This window comes from Pseudomonas sp. 21615526 (assembly GCF_013386245.1).
Classification (GTDB): domain Bacteria; phylum Pseudomonadota; class Gammaproteobacteria; order Pseudomonadales; family Pseudomonadaceae; genus Aquipseudomonas.
The window spans coordinates 1-13,865 of the sequence record NZ_JACAOM010000108.1; the positions used below are offsets into that span (position 1 = coordinate 1).

General features: G+C 61.0%; 12 protein-coding genes. 7 read left to right on the forward strand and 5 right to left on the reverse strand.

What is annotated here, in order from left to right; all coding sequences use genetic code 11:
• Positions 1 to 80 precede the first annotated feature (80 nt).
• The 3 genes from sixA to HX786_RS26155 are packed head-to-tail and all read right to left on the reverse strand — an operon-like array spanning position 81 to position 1,910.
• A complete protein-coding gene (gene sixA / locus HX786_RS26145) occupies positions 81 to 530 on the reverse strand; it encodes a phosphohistidine phosphatase SixA (RefSeq protein WP_178912801.1) in 450 nt (149 codons plus the stop codon).
• Positions 527 to 874 carry a DUF4389 domain-containing protein gene (locus tag HX786_RS26150; RefSeq protein ID WP_063028225.1) on the reverse strand — a complete coding sequence of 116 codons (348 nt, stop codon included), beginning with the start codon at positions 872 to 874 and terminating at the stop codon, positions 527 to 529. The genes sixA and HX786_RS26150 overlap by 4 nt, the downstream gene beginning before the upstream one ends.
• 10 nt (positions 875 to 884) lie before the next feature.
• Entirely contained in the window at positions 885 to 1,910 is a 1,026-nt protein-coding gene (locus HX786_RS26155) for an NAD(P)H-dependent glycerol-3-phosphate dehydrogenase (RefSeq protein WP_003210548.1), read from the reverse strand.
• Between the two features lie 195 nt (positions 1,911 to 2,105).
• Between HX786_RS26155 and HX786_RS26160 the strand changes: the two genes are divergently transcribed.
• From HX786_RS26160 to fabB, 5 genes are all read left to right on the forward strand, one after another.
• Positions 2,106 to 4,238 (forward strand): TonB-dependent siderophore receptor, encoded by a 2,133-nt coding sequence (locus HX786_RS26160; protein WP_085984626.1) that lies wholly within the window; start codon positions 2,106 to 2,108, stop codon positions 4,236 to 4,238.
• Positions 4,239 to 4,258: 20 nt separating this feature from the next.
• Positions 4,259 to 5,170 (forward strand): ABC transporter substrate-binding protein, encoded by a 912-nt coding sequence (locus tag HX786_RS26165; protein ID WP_052024261.1) that lies wholly within the window; start codon positions 4,259 to 4,261, stop codon positions 5,168 to 5,170.
• Entirely contained in the window at positions 5,167 to 7,068 is a 1,902-nt protein-coding gene (locus tag HX786_RS26170) for an ATP-binding protein (RefSeq protein ID WP_102369646.1), read from the forward strand. Before HX786_RS26165 ends, HX786_RS26170 begins: the two co-directional genes overlap by 4 nt.
• A gap of 248 nt (positions 7,069 to 7,316) precedes the next feature.
• Positions 7,317 to 7,832 carry a 3-hydroxyacyl-[acyl-carrier-protein] dehydratase FabA gene (fabA, locus tag HX786_RS26175; protein ID WP_003210552.1) on the forward strand — a complete coding sequence of 172 codons (516 nt, stop codon included), beginning with the start codon at positions 7,317 to 7,319 and terminating at the stop codon, positions 7,830 to 7,832.
• An 11-nt stretch (positions 7,833 to 7,843) separates the two neighbouring features.
• Entirely contained in the window at positions 7,844 to 9,064 is a 1,221-nt protein-coding gene (gene fabB, locus HX786_RS26180; RefSeq protein WP_003210553.1) for a beta-ketoacyl-ACP synthase I, read from the forward strand.
• 505 nt (positions 9,065 to 9,569) lie between these two features.
• Here fabB and HX786_RS26185 read toward each other — a convergent pair.
• Together HX786_RS26185 and HX786_RS26190 are read right to left on the reverse strand one after the other, a co-directional pair.
• A complete protein-coding gene (locus tag HX786_RS26185; protein ID WP_003210555.1) occupies positions 9,570 to 11,195 on the reverse strand; it encodes a methyl-accepting chemotaxis protein in 1,626 nt (541 codons plus the stop codon).
• A 148-nt stretch (positions 11,196 to 11,343) separates the two neighbouring features.
• Entirely contained in the window at positions 11,344 to 12,348 is a 1,005-nt protein-coding gene (locus tag HX786_RS26190) for an amidohydrolase family protein (protein ID WP_008434016.1), read from the reverse strand.
• A 139-nt stretch (positions 12,349 to 12,487) separates the two neighbouring features.
• On the opposite strand from HX786_RS26190, the gene HX786_RS26195 reads away from it, so the two are divergent.
• Positions 12,488 to 12,904, forward strand: coding sequence for an OsmC family protein (locus tag HX786_RS26195; RefSeq protein WP_003210558.1), 417 nt, complete (start codon positions 12,488 to 12,490; stop codon positions 12,902 to 12,904).
• A gap of 64 nt (positions 12,905 to 12,968) precedes the next feature.
• Positions 12,969 to 13,841 (forward strand): pirin family protein, encoded by an 873-nt coding sequence (locus HX786_RS26200; RefSeq protein WP_178912802.1) that lies wholly within the window; start codon positions 12,969 to 12,971, stop codon positions 13,839 to 13,841.
• Positions 13,842 to 13,865 lie beyond the last annotated feature (24 nt).

Sequence of the window (13,865 nt, forward strand, 5' to 3'; positions counted from 1 at the left end):
AAAAGTGACCCGCTGTAAGAGCGGAACCCTAAGTGGCCGTTACCGAAGAAACGGATATGTACCCAAAACCAAACCCAACCTTAAGGATTCCGAACACTCAAAAGACTCATCAACCCCGCCAACGGAAAATCCCCCTCCAACTCCGCCAAACTCGCCGTACTCATAGCCTGCGGCTGCCGAAAATGCCCATGCTGCAAATAACTGATCAGCCCCCCCACAAACGGCTGATGACTAACCAGCAACACATCATCGTCATTGTCGAGATGCTTGAGCACCTCCAGCGGATTACTCTCCGGCGTCAACCAAGGCACAGTGCGGACATCCGGCTCAAACCCCAACGCCTCCCGCACCAACTGCGCCGTCTGCTGCGCCCGCACATACGGACTGGCAATGATCGCCCGAATCGGCTGCCCAATCAGATGCCCCGCACTGCGCAAAACCTCATCGCGCCCATGGGCCGTCAAATCACGCTCGGCATCCGTACGCGCATGCCCCTCGGCCTCACCGTGACGCAACACCCACACCTTCATAGCTTGGGTTCCTCATCACGCACAGGATGCGGCGCCGGCGGCACGCTGTGGGCAGCCTCACCTTCCGGCGCACGCGGCGTCGGCCAATCAGCAAACGGCCAAGGCTTCTGATCACTGTGAAAGCTGCCAAACCGCCCAATCTGCGCCAAAAACTGACTCAAACTGTCACCAAAATTCATCAGCCCCAGGTTCGGCGCCCCATACACCAGGCGATAAACCAGTTGCACCACCACCAGCGCGCCCAGCAGAAACTGCGCCACTTGCCACACCAGGGCAAACACCAGCATCCACAGCACACGCAGGCCAATGGATTCGTACTTGGGAGCTGCTTTCGGATCGTTCATGACGCGTTCCTCAGTTGAAACCACTGGTGGAAATAAAGTCGACATCGGTTTTAGGCTCGGCGCGCATCAGCAACTCGATGACCTGGTTCAAGGTGCGCCCTTCAAACAGGATCGCGTGCAACCCGGCAACCAGCGGCATATACACCCCGACCTCCTGAGACTTGGCCTTCAGCACCTTCAGGGTGTTGACGCCTTCCGCCACTTCGCCCAAACGCGTCACGGCGTCTTCCAGGCTCAAGCCCTGGCCAAGGGCAAAACCGACCTGATAGTTGCGACTTTTCGGTGACGAGCAGGTGACGATCAGGTCGCCCACACCCGCCAGGCCAAGGAAGGTCATCGGGTTGGCGCCCTGATTGACCGCAAACCGGGTCATCTCGGCCAGGGCGCGAGTGATCAGCATGCTCTTGGTGTTTTCACCCATGCCCAGCGCAACCGCCATGCCGGCGATGATCGCGTAGACGTTCTTCAACGCCCCGCCCAGCTCGACGCCGAAACGGTCGGCACTGGCGTACACGCGGAAGGTGCGACCGTGCAGCACCTCCTGCACCCGCTCGCAGAGTTCTTCGTCTTCACTGGCGATCACCGTGGCAGTCAGCGCGTGCTCAGCCACTTCCCGCGCCAGGTTCGGCCCGGACAACACGCCAATCCGCGCTTCGGGGGCGATTTCTTCAAGGATCTCGCTCATCAACTTGAAGGTGTGCGCCTCAATGCCCTTGGTCAGGCTCACCAGCAGCTTGCCCGCCAGCCGCTCGGCATGGGGTGCAAGCACCGAACGCAAAGCGCTGGAGGGCAGCGCGACGAAGCACAGGTCGCATTCGTCCAGCGTCGCCTGTAAATCAGTCACCGGCTCCACGGCCGGCAGAATCTTGATGCCTTTAAGGTAACGGGGGTTTTCCCGGTTGACCCGAATGGCTTCGGCTTGCTCGGGGTCACGCATCCATTGACGCACCCGGTGACCATTTTCAGCCAGCAGATTAGCCACGGCGGTACCAAAACTTCCGCCTCCCAGGACCGCAATAGGGCGCTGTTCAGTCATATGCAATCCGTTAATCCATAGCAGTGGCGATGGCCGCATTATACGGAGCGACCCGCCTGCGGCCAGCCCCCGCGTCAATTCAAACGCTTGTCGGAAAATGCGACATTTGTGCGAAGTAATTACAGGGCCGACGACTGGCAAAAGGCCCCACCTCAGTTAACATGGGCGGCTATCCGTAATTATCAAGGCCGTGCCGTGTATTTGGGCCCTCCTCCTCGCTCATCCCTTCTGCTGACGTTGTTGTGCATGCCGTGGTGCAGTGTGCCGGTGCTGGCTGACGACCTGTTCCTCGACAGCCAGCCGCTGCCGCAGGTGCTGACCGCCACCCGGCTCAAGCAATCGGCCGCCGCCGTGCCCGGCAGCATGACGGTGATCGACAGCGAGCTGATCAAGGCCAGCGGTGCGCGGGATATCCCCGAACTGCTGCGGCTGGTGCCCGGGATGATGGTCGGCTACACCACCGGCAACCAGGCCGCCGTGAATTACCACGGCACCCAGGCGGGCGATGCGCGGCGCATGCAGGTGTTGATCGATGGGCGCTCGGTGTACCGCGCGGGCCTGGCCACGGTGGACTGGAGCGATATTCCGGTAGCCCTGGAAGACATCGACCGCATCGAGGTCTTCCGCGGCCCCAATACCGTCAGCTACGGCGCCAACGCGCTGATGGCCGTCGTCAACATCCTCACCCGCTCGCCGGCCAACAGCCATGGCACGCGGATGAAACTCACCCAGGGCGGCCGAGGGATCAACGACTGGTACGCCAGCCAGGGCATGGGCTGGGACACCGGCGATTTGCGCCTGTCACTCTCCGGTCAACAGGACGATGGCTTTGACAGCGACCGCGTGGGCGCTGACCGCCGCGACGGGCGCCGCCTGAACCGCTTCAGCCTGGCCGTGAGCCAGACCCTGAATGCGCAACAAAGCATCGACTGGCAACTGGACGCCAAGGAAGGCACCAACCAGCGCCCTTACACCTACCAACCGGTGTTCGACGGGATTACCGAAGGCGGTAACAATTCCGACGTCAGCGCCAAGGACTATGCCGGTTCCCTGCGCTGGAACTTCGACTTCAACCCCGATCACAGCCTGTATATCCAGGGTTCGGCCCAGCAATGGGATCGCCGGCAGATCTGGCGCGCGTGCGATGCCAAGGTCTCGTTCAGCCCGGAACTGACGCAGCTGTGGCAGCTCAACCCCAACTATGCCGAGCGACTGGCCCGGCACATGAACAACTTCAACCCAGGCAACCTTCCACCCGGCAGCGCCGCCGAGCAGGCACTGGCCCGCCAGGTGCTCCAGCAATGGGGGGACGGCGGCAAGGACCCGGTCTGCGGCAACATCGACCAAAGCACCAAGGAAAGCCGCTACGACCTGGAGCTGCAAGACACCCTCAGCCTGTCCGACAGCCTGCGCCTGGTCAGCGGCATGAACTACCGCTACGACCGCGCCGACTCCGACACCTACTTCAACGGCACCCTGGACGACACCACCTGGCGCCTGTTCGGCCACCTGGAATGGCGGGCCAGCGAACACTGGCTGCTGCAGGGCGGCGCGATGTACGAAGACACTCACCTGAGCGGCAACTCGCTGACGCCACGGGTGGCCGTCAACTACCTGATCAACCCGCGCCACGGCCTGCGCGCGGTGTACTCCGAAGCCATTCGCTCCCCGGACATGTTCGAGAACAACGTCAACTGGAGCTACCGCGTCACCAACCTCAGCTCGCCGGCCTACGGCCAGAACTCCGGCCAATACTTCGTGGTGACCCGTGGCCCGGGCAACCTCGACAAAGAGCTGATGCGCTCCCGGGAGCTGGGCTACAACGGCTTTTTTGCCGACATCGGGCTGAACGTCGACGTGAAGCTGTTCTACGACGAAATCAGCGAAATGGTCAGCGAGCCGCTGCGCAACAACCAGTACATCGCCAGCAACTCGAACAGCTCGCGCTTTACCGGCACCGAAACCCAGCTCGACTGGCACATGAGCACCGCCGACCGGCTGCGCGTCACCTATGCTTATGTGGATGCCAGCGCCACCAACCCCCTGGACAGGCAGCAGACCGCGCGCAACAGCGGCTCGGCCGGCTGGATGCGGGAATGGGGCCATGGCTGGTCCAGCGCGGTGTTCTACTATGGCGACGATGCGCTCAACCAGTATCGCTTCGAAAGGGTCGACCTGCGGGTGGCCAAGCGCATTGCCTTGGGCAAAGCCAACGTGGAGCTGGCCGGCATGTTGCAACAACGCCTCGACAATCAGCCCACCACCTGGCCCGACAACAACTATGACCAACGCCACGTGCTCTACTTCAGTGCGGAGTTAGAGTTCTAGTGGACAGCGACTCGTCACGGATGACCCTGCCCTTTACCGCCCGGCTCTGGCGGTGCTGTGTGTTGCTTGGGGTTTTACTGTTCGGCGCACCGACATGGGCAGCGGATATCCTGCTGACCGCCGACGAAGACGGCCCGGGCGTACAAACATTCGTCCAGGCCCTGGCCCTGCAGCGTCCCGAAGACAGCGTGAAGTTCACCCCGCTCAAGGACCTGCCCGCCCCCGCAAACTTGCCGACCAGCACCCGCCTGATCCTGCTGGACCTGCCCAGCCTTGACTGGCGCCTGCAAGACGCCCAGGGCCCACCGACCCTGGTGCTGCGCATCAGCCGCCTGCAAGCGCGCCAGCGCCTGGGTGCCACGTTGCCTGCGAAGATCAGCCTGCTGTGGAGCGACCCACCGCTGGACCGACAACTACGCCTGATCACCGGCATCCTGCCTCAGGCCCGGCGCATCGGCGTGCTCTATGGCATCGACAGCGAGTTCCTGCTGCGCGAGCTGCGCCAGTACGCCGCGCCCATGGGCCTGGAGATCGTGCCCCAGCTTTGGGAAAACATTAATGACAGTCGCCCGCTGCAAAGCCTGTTCAAGAACAGCGACGTCTTGCTGGGGCTGGATGATCCCCAGCTGTACAACCCGAAAACCGCGAAAAACCTGCTGCTCAGCAGCTACGCCAGGCAATTGCCACTGGTCGGGCCCAACGCCGGGTTCGTCAAGGCCGGCAGCCTGGCCAGCACCTACAGCGATCAGACCGACTGGCTGGATGTGCTCGACCGCCTGCTGGATCATGCGCCGGCCAGTTGGCCGCGCTCGCTGTACCCGGAACGTTTCAAAGTCGTAGGCAACCCGCAGGTTGCGCGCTCACTGGGGATCGAACAGGTGGACGAAACCAACGTCGCCGCCCGCCTGGCCGAAGGAGAAAAACGCCCATGACATTTCGTCGCCGTTGGGACATCAACACCCGGACCCAGCTCATTACCCTGGGCCCGGCACTCCTGCTGACGCTGCTGTTGATCAGCTTCTTCACCTTCGTGCGGATCCAGGACCTGCGCCAGGAACTGGACCACACCGGCCAGTTGATCGCCAACCAACTGGCGCCGGCCACCGAATACGGGGTGATTTCCGGCAACAACGACGTGCTTGAAAGCCTGTTGCGGGCCACCCTCGCCACGCCGCACGTGCGCTTCCTGGAGATTCAGGACAGCGCAGAAAATATCCTGGTGTATGTCGAGCAACCGTCGGAGAAGCACGATCGCTCGCTGTCGGTGAAAGTCTTCCAGGCGCCGATTCGCCTGCAACATATCCAGCTGGGCAATGACTTCTTCCAGGACAGTACTGCCGAGCCCAAGGCCCCGCGCGCGGACTACCTGGGGCGAGTGATTGTCGGCATGTCCAACGATGCGTTCAGCCAGCGCCAGCAGGAAATCCTGTTCAAGGCCGGGATTCTCGCGCTGTTCGCCCTGCTGTTTACCTTCCTGCTGGCCCGGCGCCTGGCGGCCAGCCTGTCGCAACCGATCAGCGCCATGGGCAATGCGGTCAAGGCGATCCAGCAGGGCGATTACCAGACGCCGCTGCCCATCGTGGATGACTCGGAGCTGGGCGACCTGTCGCGCCACATCAATAACCTCGCCGATGGCTTGAACCAGGCCAGTCGTGAACAGCACCAGGCCATGGCCCAGTTGATCCAGACCCGCGAAGAAGCCGAGCGGGCGAACAATGCCAAGTCGGACTTCCTGGCAATGATGAGCCATGAATTGCGCACGCCGATGAACGGGGTGCTGGGCATGCTGCAACTGCTGGAAACCACCGACATGACCGAGGAACAGACCGAATACGCGGCGCTGGCCTCGGAGTCCACCGAACACCTGCTGAAGGTGATCAACGACATCCTCGACTTCTCGCGCATCGAGCGCGCGGCCCTGGAGCTTGAGCACATTCCGTTCGACCTGGTGGAGCTGATCAGCAGTTGCGCCCAGGCCTTCCAGCACGCCGCCCAACAACGCGGGCTGGCGCTCGAAGTGCCGATCCCCCAGGGCCTGGGCTCGCTGCAAGTACAGGGCGACCCGACCCGCATCCGGCAGATTTTGGTGAACCTGATCGGCAATGCCCTGAAGTTCACCGAGCAGGGCACCGTCACCGTCGAACCCCACTGGCAGACCCTGGACCATGAATTGCTGTGGTTCACCTGCACCGTGCGCGATAGCGGGATTGGCATTTCCGCCGAGCGCCTGGAACTGATGTTCGATGCGTTCCAGCAAGCCGACAGTTCCATTTCAAGACGTTACGGCGGCACCGGACTGGGACTGCCTATCGCACGCACCCTGGCCGAACGCATGGGCGGCACCCTGCGCGCCCAGAGCGAAGAAGGCCACGGCTCGGTGTTTACCCTGGAAATTCCGCTGGCGATCTACCAGCAGAGCTTGCCGGTGCTCGCGCCGAATACCGAAGGCAATGGCCGTGCGGGCGAAGGGCGCAACGTGTTGCTGGTGGAAGACAACCCGGTCAATCGCACGGTGGTCGAAGCCATGCTGCGCAGCCTGGGGTTCGAGGTGAGCATCGCCACCGACGGCGCCGAAGCGATTCGCAGCGCCGAAAGCCTGATTTTTACCGCAATCCTGATGGACTGCCGACTGCCGGGCATCGATGGCTACGAGGCTACCCGGCAGATTCGCCAGTTGCCCGGTTGCGCCGAGCTGCCAATCATTGCCCTCACGGCCAATGCCTTGCAGGGCGATCGCGAAGCCTGCCTGGCAGCTGGAATGAACGATTACCTGGCAAAGCCGTTCAAACGCACGGATTTGCAGCAAATCCTGCAGAGATGGGTGCAGTAACACGGTGCCATCAGCCAACTGCGACTGGCGTGAAAGACGAAAGTGCGGCAGTCTTAGGCACCCGAACGGGCCCGTAAACCGGCCCGGTTTATAATTTCAGTGCACAAGTGTACATTCATGACCTTGACGCTGTGACTTTCACTACAACGCAATAGTCTATGTGTAGGCTGCCGATATGAGGCATGAACGCTTCAGTCGGCCGGGAAGATTTGCCCTGCCCTGCCGCATGGGATTATTGAGGAGCTCGCATGACCAAACAAAACGCCTTTACTCGGGAAGACCTGCTGCGCTGCAGTCGCGGTGAGCTGTTCGGCCCAGGTAACGCGCAACTGCCCGCCCCGAACATGCTGATGGTGGATCGCATCACCCATATCAGCGAAGAGGGTGGCAAGTACGGCAAAGGTGAATTGGTCGCCGAGCTGGATATCACCCCTGACCTGTGGTTTTTCGCCTGCCATTTCGAAGGCGATCCGGTGATGCCGGGCTGCCTGGGCCTTGACGCCATGTGGCAGCTGGTCGGTTTCTACCTGGGCTGGCAAGGCCTGCCGGGCCGCGGTCGCGCCCTGGGTTCGGGCGAAGTGAAGTTCTTTGGCCAGGTCTTGCCGACCGCCAAGAAAGTCACTTACAACATTCAAATCAAGCGCGTCCTCAAGGGCAAGCTGAACCTGGCCATTGCCGATGGTTCGGTGACTGTCGACGGTCGCGAGATTTATACTGCCGAAGGCCTTCGGGTCGGCGTATTCACTTCCACTGACAACTTTTAAGGGTTATCCGCATGCGCCGCGTCGTTATCACTGGTCTGGGCATTGTTTCGTGCCTGGGCAATGACAAAGAGACCGTCTCCGCTAACCTGCGTGCAAGTCGCCCTGGCATCCGCTTCAACCCGGAATATGCCGAAATGGGTCTGCGTAGCCAGGTTTCCGGCTCCATCGACCTGCCCCTCGAAGAACTGATCGATCGCAAGATCTATCGCTTCGTCGGCCACGCAGCCGCTTACGCCTACCTGGCCATGAAGGACGCGATCACCGATTCCGGCCTGAGCGAAGACCAGGTATCCAACGTGCGCACCGGCCTGATCGCCGGTTCCGGTGGCGCATCGACCTTGAACCAGATGGAAGCGCTGGACATCCTGCGCGAGAAAGGCGTCAAGCGCGTTGGCCCGTACCGCGTCACGCGGACCATGGGCAGCACCGTTTCCGCCTGCCTGGCCACACCGTTCAAGATCAAGGGCGTGAACTACTCGATCTCCTCCGCTTGCGCCACCAGTGCTCACTGCATCGGTACCGCTGTAGAGCAGATCCAGTTGGGCAAGCAGGACATCGTGTTTGCCGGCGGCGGTGAAGAAGAACATTGGAGCCAGTCGTTCCTGTTCGACGCCATGGGCGCCCTGTCGACCCAGTACAACGAAACCCCGGACAAAGCCTCCCGCGCCTATGACAAGAACCGTGATGGCTTCGTCATCGCCGGCGGTGGCGGCATGGTGGTGGTCGAGGAGCTGGAACACGCCCTGGCCCGTGGTGCGAAGATCTACGCGGAAATCGTCGGCTACGGCGCGACGTCCGACGGCTACGACATGGTTGCGCCAAGCGGCGAAGGCGCCATCCGCTGCATGCAGATGGCCATGTCCACCGTTGATACCCCGATCGACTACCTGAACACCCACGGTACTTCGACTCCGGTCGGCGACTCCAAGGAAATGGAAGGCGTGCGTGCGGTATTCGGCGACAAGGCTCCGGCGATCAGCTCTACCAAGAGCCTGTCGGGTCACTCCCTGGGCGCCGCTGGCGTTCACGAAGCGATCTACTGCCTGCTGATGATGGAAGGCAACTTCATGGCAGGTTCTGCCAACATCGAGGAACTGGACCCGGACGTGGCTGACATGCCTATCCTGACCAAGACTCGTGAAGATGCGACCATCAATACAGTGATGAGCAACAGCTTCGGCTTCGGTGGCACTAACGCCACCCTGGTGCTGAAACGCTGGCAGGGTAAGTAAGCTCTCGCAGCTTGATCGCCTGAAAACGCCCCGACTGGTTCGGGGCGTTTTTTTACCCGTTTACCGCGCTTACAGTGGCTCACTTTTGAAAGCCGGAATGCGTGCCCAGTCAAAAGTAAGCAAAACGCTCTTGCCCGATCACTCGGCACCTCGCTCAGGCTTGAGTGTTTAGAAGCAAAATCAAAAGCTAAAACGGGCACGGTCCAATGTGGGAGCGGGCTTGCTCGCGAAGGTCGTTAACGATGACGCTGGCATCCTGATTCAACGCGGCGTTCTCAGGTTTTCGCCGGCAAGCCGGCTCCGACAGAAAAGCGGTTCTGCTTTTGCTTCTAACACTCAGGTCGGCTTCCAGGCCGCCGTGCTCTTGCTTTTGATCTTAGGCGCCCCGCCGACAGGCGGGGCAGAGCGCTTTGGTTACTTTGCCGCTTTTTTGCAAAGTGACTCGCTGTAAGAGCGAAACCATAAGCCGCCGTGACCGCAGCAACGGATATGCCCCCCCAACAACCTAAACCGAAAACCGAGCCACCATCGTGTTGAGATCCACCGCCAACCGCGACAACTCCTGGCTCGCCGCACTGGTCTGGTTCGCCCCCGCCGACGTCTGCTGTGCCAAATCGCGAATATTCATCAAATTGCGATCCACCTCCCGCGCCACCGCCGCCTGTTCTTCCGAGGCACTGGCAATCACCAGGTTGCGCTCGTTGATCAGGGTAAACGCCGAAGCAATCTCCTCCAGCGCCGTCCCCGCAGACTTGGCGATATCCAACGTTGACCGCGCCCGAGTATTGCTCTGCTGCATGGAGCTGACAGCCTGATCAGTCCCCTGCTGAATCCCACTGATCATCTGCTCGATTTCCTGGGTCGACTGCTGCGTACGATGCGCCAAGGCCCGCACCTCATCCGCCACCACCGCAAACCCACGCCCGGCATCCCCAGCTCGCGCCGCTTCGATGGCGGCATTCAGCGCCAGCAAATTGGTCTGCTCGGCAATCGAACGAATCACATCCAGCACCTTGCTGATGCCATATACCTTCTGCGCCAGGTCCTCCACCTGAGTCGCATTGGCCGTCACATCATCCGCCAGGGACTCAATCGACAACACCGTCTGATGCACCTGCTCGCGCCCGTGCTGAGCGATACGATCCGACTCCCGCGATGCCTGGGACGTAGCCACCGCGTTGCTCGCCACCTCCTCCACCGCCGCCGTCATCTGGTTCACCGCAGTAGCCGCCTGCTCGATTTCCTGACTCTGCTGATGCAACCCACGGGTGGCATCTTCGGTCACGCAACTAAGCTCTTCGGAAGCCGACGCCAACTGGCTGGACGAATCGGAAATACGCCGAATGGTTTCCCGCAGGCTCTCCTGCATGCTTTTCAGCGCCTGCTGCAAACGCGCCGGCTCATCCTGGCCGCTGACAGTAATCACCCCGGTCAGATCGCCACTGGCCACACCCTGGGCGACTTTCAAAGACTGGGATAACGGCAGCACAATACTGCGGGTCAGCAACAATGCCAGGCCGATGGTGATCAGCGCCGTCACGGCAATCATGCCAACCACCCAACTGCGCGATTGCGTGAACACACTTTGCGCCAGGCTCGCCGCCTGATTGGCACTGACCTTGTTCAACGTCACCAGCTCACGCAGGGTGCCGGCCAGTTCGTCGGCCAACTGGTTCATCTCGCCGTTGACCACCTTGATCGCGTCTTCCAACTGATTCGCCCGGGAAAACGCCATCACCTGTTCCTGGCGCTGCAGGTAACGCTCTTCCTCGGTTTTAAAGCGATCGAACAGCACCCGCTCTTCAGGCAGCACGATCAAACCTTCATAGAGGGACTGAGCCTTGTGCAGGCCGCTTTTCAGCTCGGTGATTTTCTGCTCATTCTGCGTGATTGCCTGCGGGTCGCGGTTAAGCAGCAGCCGCAACGTCAGGGCCCGCACCCGCAGCAGGTCCTGATTCATCTCGCCCACCGCCATCACGCTGGGCAGCCAGTTGTTTTCCACCTGGTCAGACTGCTGGCGCATATTGCCCATCTGCAACAAGGCGAACCCGCCCAGGGCAAACACCATCAGCGCCAGCAAACCAAACCCCAGGCCGGCGCGAGGGGCGATATTCAGACTTCTGATATTCATGCTCGGAATCCTTCCAAAAGCGCTGCATCCACCTGCAGCGGGCTCTTGAAAGGTATCGGCGAGTTGAGACGTTTGCCTAAGACGAAAACGCGATATCAAAACGCCTTATGATCGCCCCGCCCCGGCTGTAGCGATTCAGCTAAACCCATCACCTGGGCTTGGGCAGAATCGCCAGGAAATTGTCCCGTGCGACCTTTCTGGCCACATCCTCAGGCAACGCATCGAGGAACGGGTCAAAGCTGCGCATTTCCTTACCGAGCTTGTTGAAGCGTCCTACCACGTCTGAGCCAAGCATGAAGCGGTCCGGGAAGCGCTCCACCAGTTTTACCCACTCAGGGCGTGCCTTTCCCGCCTCATCCAGCAAGTAAGGCGTGAGCACGCTCCAGGACAGGTCGACGTACAGGTTCGGGTAAGCCTCCAGCATGCGCGCCAGGGTCGGCAGCAAAAAATCCATCTGCGTCTGGTGCCGATGGATCTCCATGCTGCTGCCCGCATGGGCCCAGATAAACCGGGTGTGCGGGTGATTACGCAGCGGCTCTTCCATTTCCGCCAGGTACAACGGATTTTTCTCACGCTTGGAGGTGATGTTGGAATGCACCATCACCGGCAGATCATTCTCCGCGGCCAGGTGATAGATGCGGGTCATCGCCTCGTTGTTGGCCCTTGGGGTGTCGCCGGAGGTCAGCGCGGTCAGGTCGTCGTGACGGGTGAAGACTTCGCCGATGCCTTGCCAGAGCCCAGGATTGAGATCGAGCATGCGCTGGATATGGGATGCGGCATTTTTATCGTTGGGATTGAAACCACTGAGGAACGGATGAAAGCGCTGACGTTGCTCCGGGCTCAGTTTATTGACCGCATCGGCGACGAACACGTCGGTGGCGCTGTACCAATAGGCGTCGGCGTCGTCCCCGGCGTAATAGCGCGGCCGCTTGGGTTCGTCCTCATGCCATTTCTTGGCCACCGGTATGCCGGAAATCATCACGTGCTCGATGCGATTATCGGCCATGGCCTTGAGTAATTTATCCATGCCCGCCGACTCCTGGAAGAAATCGACGTAATGCAGGTGTGCATCGCTGTAGGCATAGTCGCGAGCCTGCACCGCAAGGCTTGCGGCGGTCAGCAACAGGGCAATACTCAGGCGGGTCCGGCGCACGGGGGTATCTCAAACAAGGGCTAATGCCGGTAGACCTCGGACCGCGCCTGCGGGTTCAGCGGTAAACAACGGGAACACCAACGTGCCAGCATGCTCTATAACTGCATGAGCTTCTTCCTGCCACCCTGTGAGGTTTGCCATGCCTGTTACCGTGAACACGCTGAACGCCGAAAACTTCCGCCACAGCGTCAATATCAATAACCACGAGCTGTTTACCGACCTGCCCAAGAGCCTGGGGGGCGACGATTCGGCGCCCTCCCCCCACGATTACTTCGACGCCGCACTGGCGTCCTGCAAGGCCCTGACCGTCAAGCTCTATGCGCAGAAAAAAGACATACCGCTGACCGGCGTGACAGTGGAAGTCACCCATGACAGCACCGAAGAGCAAAAGGGCAAATACAAGCTCAACGTCAAACTGACCCTCAAGGGCGTACTCACTGACGAGCAGCGCGACGAGCTGCACCGCGTGGCGGATCGCTGCCCGGTGCACAAGCTGATGACCACGGCCGAAGTCACCATCGAGACCCGGCTCTCCGAAGGCGCCTTCAGCCAGTAGCGGTAACCTCCCGTCGAGCGGGTTATGCTCAGTACCATCAGACCCGCTCAGACTGGGAAGCACCATGACCACCGTGACCGTGATTCGCCCGCGCGCCGAAGATGTGGAAGGCCAACCGATCCTGCGCCCACTGCCCTCCAGGCAATGCCGCAGCGTCGGGCCTTTCGTGTTTTTCGACCATATGCTGCAAACCCGTTATGCCCCGGGTACCGGCATGAACATTCGCCAACACCCGCACATCGGCCTCTCTACCCTGACCTACCTGTTTGAAGGCGAACTCCTGCACAAGGACAGCCTCGGCTCCGATCAGGTGGTCAAGGCCGGGGACGTCAGTTGGATGACAGCCGGCAGTGCCATTGCCCACGTTGAACGCAGCCCCGAGGCGTTGAAGGCCAGTGGTTTCAGCCTGCACGGGTTGCAAGTGTGGCTGGCCTCCCCCAAGGAACATGAACAAGGGCCTGGGCATTACAGCCATCATCCGGCCGCCAGCTTGCCGGTGAGCGATAACCTCGGCGTGCAGATTCGCCTGATTGCCGGCAATGGCTTTTGCCTCGAATCGCCGGTGCCGGTATTGTCGCCCACCTTGTATGCCGAGGTGCGGATGCAGACGGCTACCACCCTGCTGATCCCGGATGAGCATGAAGAACGGGCGGTGTATGTGCTGGAGGGTGAGGCGCAGTTGGATGGCGAAGTGCTGGAGGTGCATAGCCTGGTGGTGTTGCCGGCAGGCGCAAGCATGGGGCTGTTTGCCGAGACTGATTGCCACCTGGTGGTGTTCGGCGGCGCGGCGCTGGATGGGCCACGGCGGATTAACTGGAATTTTGTCGCGAGTGATCCGGCGTTGATCGAGCAGGCTCGGCAGCGTTGGGCGGCTGGGGATTGGCCGACAGTGCCGGGGGAAAGTGAGCGGATCGAGTTGCCTGGAGGCAAGGCTTAAGCGCTTTATTGCCTATGAAACAGC

What these genes read in the sequence shown, in the direction of transcription:
- sixA (WP_178912801.1), bottom strand. Translation starts at nt 530, where the DNA reads ATGAAGGTGTGGGTGTTGCGTCACGGTGAGGCCGAGGGGCATGCGCGT.
- HX786_RS26150 (WP_063028225.1), bottom strand. Translation starts at nt 874, where the DNA reads ATGAACGATCCGAAAGCAGCTCCCAAGTACGAATCCATTGGCCTGCGT.
- HX786_RS26155 (WP_003210548.1), bottom strand. Translation starts at nt 1,910, where the DNA reads ATGACTGAACAGCGCCCTATTGCGGTCCTGGGAGGCGGAAGTTTTGGT.
- HX786_RS26165 (WP_052024261.1), top strand. Translation starts at nt 4,259, where the DNA reads ATGACCCTGCCCTTTACCGCCCGGCTCTGGCGGTGCTGTGTGTTGCTT.
- HX786_RS26170 (WP_102369646.1), top strand. Translation starts at nt 5,167, where the DNA reads ATGACATTTCGTCGCCGTTGGGACATCAACACCCGGACCCAGCTCATT.
- fabA (WP_003210552.1), top strand. Translation starts at nt 7,317, where the DNA reads ATGACCAAACAAAACGCCTTTACTCGGGAAGACCTGCTGCGCTGCAGT.
- fabB (WP_003210553.1), top strand. Translation starts at nt 7,844, where the DNA reads ATGCGCCGCGTCGTTATCACTGGTCTGGGCATTGTTTCGTGCCTGGGC.
- HX786_RS26185 (WP_003210555.1), bottom strand. Translation starts at nt 11,195, where the DNA reads ATGAATATCAGAAGTCTGAATATCGCCCCTCGCGCCGGCCTGGGGTTT.
- HX786_RS26195 (WP_003210558.1), top strand. Translation starts at nt 12,488, where the DNA reads ATGCCTGTTACCGTGAACACGCTGAACGCCGAAAACTTCCGCCACAGC.
- HX786_RS26200 (WP_178912802.1), top strand. Translation starts at nt 12,969, where the DNA reads ATGACCACCGTGACCGTGATTCGCCCGCGCGCCGAAGATGTGGAAGGC.